At 49.0% G+C, this 3,135-nt stretch carries 2 protein-coding genes; one reads left to right on the forward strand and one right to left on the reverse strand.

Going from position 1 to position 3,135, the window contains the following annotated elements; genetic code table 11:
• On the forward strand, window positions 1-1,369 hold a 1,369-nt coding region (locus tag WBV27_RS10595; RefSeq protein ID WP_424201898.1), incomplete at its 5' end, for an ATP-binding protein.
• Between the two features lie 99 nt (window positions 1,370-1,468).
• On the opposite strand, the gene WBV27_RS10600 is transcribed toward WBV27_RS10595, so the two are convergent.
• Complete coding sequence (locus WBV27_RS10600; protein ID WP_424201900.1) at window positions 1,469-3,112, reverse strand: phosphoenolpyruvate carboxykinase (ATP); 1,644 nt, start codon at window positions 3,110-3,112, stop codon at window positions 1,469-1,471.
• Between the last annotated feature and the right edge of the window lie 23 nt (window positions 3,113-3,135).

The raw sequence follows: 3,135 nt of genomic DNA on the forward strand, positions 1-3,135 counted from the left end.
CCAGAACAGCAGCGAATATTTCCTGGAAAATCAGTCCTTCGTCAATCTTTATGCCTCTATCCTTGACGCGGAGGGGCAAGTAACGGGATATTTCGTCGCGCCTTTGAACTTGGAGAACATGTTCAAGGCAGATATATTCAGCGACACAAGTGACTACAGCGGCTACCCTTTGGTGAAGAACGCCGCTATGGAAGTCGTCATCCATCCTGTGGAAAGCCAGGTGGGATTAGATATCATATCCGATCGCCAAGCGCAATTCCCAGATCTTGACCTTTCCGATCTGAGGCGTCTGGAGGAAGCCCAACTTAGCCAACAGGAAGGGACGCTCAGCTATTATTCGTATTGGTGGAATGAGGAGAACCCGACCAAGGTATTGAAGTTGGGCGCCTTCAAGTGGATCGACATCGGTGAGGCCCACTGGGTGGTCGCGCTGAATTCGGACTTCTACGAGCACAACCGCGTACCTATTCAAAACAATTATATCCTATTGAGCCTATTATTGCTGATGTCTGCTATAATTCTCATCTTCATTCTTCTGATAAGGGGCTACAACAAAAAAAATCAGGCCTATGAAGAAAGTCAGCGCCAAATCGAAAAGCAAAAATTCGAAAATGAACGCCATCGCCTGGAAAAACGGATCCTAAAAGAAAGCAAGTTGGAAGCGATCGGCCTTTTGACCACGACCATCGTGCACGACATGAACAATTTCTTGACCCCTATCCTGGGAAATGCCCAGTTGTTGATGGAAGACTATGCCGAGAACGAGGAATTGGTCAGCGAACTGAAGGAAATCTACCTTGCGGCGGAAAAAGGCAAGGATCTCTCCACAAACGTATTGCGTTTTTCCAAGGTCAGTGAAGGACAACAAGATACCGCGCATGACCTTACGCAAGTGCTCAAAGACACCATATCCGAAATCACGATTCTGACGCCGAAGAGCATCAAAGTCGTGAGTGACATCGCTCCGGACATACTGGTTGAAGGCTTTGACAAGCAGGACTTGCAGGTAGTTCTGTATAATCTACTGACCAATGCCTTCCAAGCAATCGACAAAGGTCCCGGCAATGTCACGATCAGGCTGAAAAACGCTGATGCCGAATGCAATGCAGAATTGCAGAAGCGTTCGATTGTGACGAAGGACAAGGAATTCGCTGTCCTGTCAATCACAGACGATGGACCCGGAATCGCGGAAGGATTGGAGAGCAATGACTTGTTCGATCCTTTCTTCACCACCAAAGGCAGCAACGGGTCAGGTTTGGGACTGTTTGTGGTTTCTTCCATCGCTGATAAATATGATTGGCAAATCAGACTGGACAGAGCCCAAAAAGGTTTGACGGTCTGCATCAATATCCCACTCCAAAAGAGCTGACACGACAATAAATGAAAACCAACAGCATTATTCCTGATTGACGGGGACAATGCTGCTGGTTTTTTTTTTCAGATCAGTGATCAACCGATCTGCTGACATTTACAGAGACTGGACAATCTGGTCAAATGCATGGATGGCTTCATCCGGAAGCGGAAAATCCGGGTGTTCTTGGTTGAACGTCTCCAGGAACTCAATCCGCATCGTCATCCGTTCTTTGACCAGCTTTTTGTAGTTTTCGTCTTGCAGCGGCGGTTCATAGCCAGGCACGTCCAAGTACGCCAATCCGGTACCGTCTCCGAAAGGTTTGAATGCGGCGGTCTCTTCGACGATGCTTTCGATCACGCCCAATGTTACGTCTTTGGTGATGTCCTTATTCAGGAAAGCGCCGGTGTTGATGATATAGCAGTCCACTGCCTCTTTGCTCAAAAGAGCTTTAAAATCTTCATAATCTTCGATCAACGGATAGACGCGGAACGGATTGGCGTAAGGCTCGATAACCAACCGGTCTCTGTCTTCGCCCTTTCTGGCGGTTTCCGCAGTCGACCGTTTCGTCGCCAACGTCGCTCCGAAAGTGGCGGCAAGGATCGGATCCTCGATTTTGACGAGCGGCGGCAAGGAGTCATCTTTCATGATCCAGTAGATGCCCTCGATCGCCGAATGGAACTTGTCCACTCTGTCAGGCGTCACGTAACGGGACTTGACGGTACGGCCGTTGCCGTTGCGGATGTCTTCCGTCACCAAGACACGTTTTCCGTCCACATCCTTCGTCACGCCTACGTTCTGTGCAGTCAGGAAATATTCCTGCTCCGGATGATCTGCCGGATAGTCCTGGGTCTTGTCGAAGTAAGCCGGTTCCAATGCAATCGATGAACCGTCGAGCAGATCGATGATGAAGGCATCATCATGCAAAACCTTCACTTTGTACTTTCCGTTGTGCTTCGAATGCGTCAGCGTCGATTTGCCCGAACCGGACAAACCGAAGAAAGCAAAGACGCGCTTCTTGTCTTCCAACACAAATTTCTTCAGGCCGCCGTGGCAGGAAGCGTAGCCGTTGCGATGCGCGGTACCCCAGGCAAGGGATAGCGTGCCTTTCTTGAATTCCCCAAAATACTGCATACCCAAAATGCAGGCGACGTTATGATCGGGTTCAAAGTAGGCCAGACCCAGCGGATAATCCGGATGGCGCCAGTCAGGATCCGTATAGATGTAGATATCCCCTTCTTCATATTTTTTTGAATGCGCGTACAATTCGTTGTACGTGTCATTGGCCCACTGGAAATTCAACAACCAGGAGTAAAGATTGTTTTCGTTGCCTTCCGGAAATGCGATGTGCGCTTTGATGATGAACTCTTCATCCAAGCCGACATAGCCGGTAGTCTGGTGGTATTTTTTCGTGCGGTTCTGGTAGATGACTTCACGGACCAGCGCAATCAATTGCTCGTCTTCCGCTTTGTCCTCGCCTACGATCCTTCTTGCTTTAGCGGTCCGTCCGACTATTTTGCCGCCGTTTTCAACAAGCACTTTGGCGTCTTCAGGCAGGCCCAACTTAGCCGTCTCTTTGATGGGAAGGTCGGTTACGATAACCCCTGGGGATGTTTTCGCCAATTCATAAGCTTCGGCAAGTGTCGTCACTTCATGCATATTGCTGCCGTAGAAAGCAGTTTCGACTGTCGTGCGCAATTTAGTTAACAATGGATTGGTCTTCTTCAATGCAGATCTTTGGTACGTTTCAATTGTTGCCATACTCGACCTCCGTAATTTTGATG

The sequence above is a fragment of the Trichococcus sp. genome (assembly GCF_049589555.1).
In the GTDB taxonomy this organism is placed as follows: Bacteria; Bacillota; Bacilli; order Lactobacillales; family Aerococcaceae; genus Trichococcus.

Excerpts from the sequence above, each read along its gene's own strand:
- WBV27_RS10600 (WP_424201900.1), bottom strand. The coding sequence starts at position 3,112 with ATGGCAACAATTGAAACGTACCAAAGATCTGCATTGAAGAAGACCAAT.